The following is a 711-nucleotide window of genomic DNA, read 5'->3' as shown; positions in this document are numbered from 1 at the left end:
CGGTGAATTGGATCGCGCTGATGAGGTGTTTGAGCAGACCGGAACTGTGTTGCCCGAGGGACGGATGGAACGCACGCTGCGAAAGCTGGAACATCTGCAAAAGGAAGCGGCGCGCTACCGTTCGATCGAGAAACGCATGGATGAAACCGGCGAAACGCAGGTGTCGCTGAGCGATCCTGACGCGCGATCCATGGCGACAACACCCCGCATGCCGCGCGTCGTGGGGTGCAACGTGCAGACAGCGGTGGAGGCTGAGAACCATCTGATCGTCGCCCATGAAGTCACCATGCATGGCTATGACAGAGATGCCCTGTCGATGATGGCGATCGCTGCACGCGATGCGATGGCCCTGGATCAGATCGCGGCCATCGCGGACAAGGGATATTACAAGAGCGAGGAAATCCTCGCCTGCGAAGAGGCCAGTATCTCCGTCGTCGTTCCCAAACCTCAGACCTCGAACGCAGGTGCACGCGGGCAGTTCGACAAAGCTGACTTCGCCTATGACGCAGAAGCCGACGTCTATGTCTGCCCTGCTGGGCAGCGCTTGATTTACAGGTTCACTGGACAGCAGGACAACAAGGCGATCCGGACCTACTGGTCCAGCCATTGCGAAGGTTGCGTGCTCAAGGACAAATGCACCAACAGCAAGGAGCGGCGCATTCGCAGATGGGAACACGAAGACGTTCTGGAACGCGTTCAGCAGCGCCTAGA

1 protein-coding gene is annotated in these 711 nt (G+C 58.8%); it reads left to right on the top strand.

From position 1 onward, the window contains the following. The coding region (locus tag H9Q16_RS20510; protein WP_191077343.1) for a transposase at positions 1-711 on the top strand (711 nt) is incomplete at both ends.

The sequence above is a fragment of the Sulfitobacter aestuariivivens genome (genome assembly GCF_014763045.1).
GTDB lineage: Bacteria > Pseudomonadota > Alphaproteobacteria > Rhodobacterales > Rhodobacteraceae > Sulfitobacter > Sulfitobacter aestuariivivens.
This window is presented reverse-complemented; position numbering and strand designations above follow the sequence as displayed.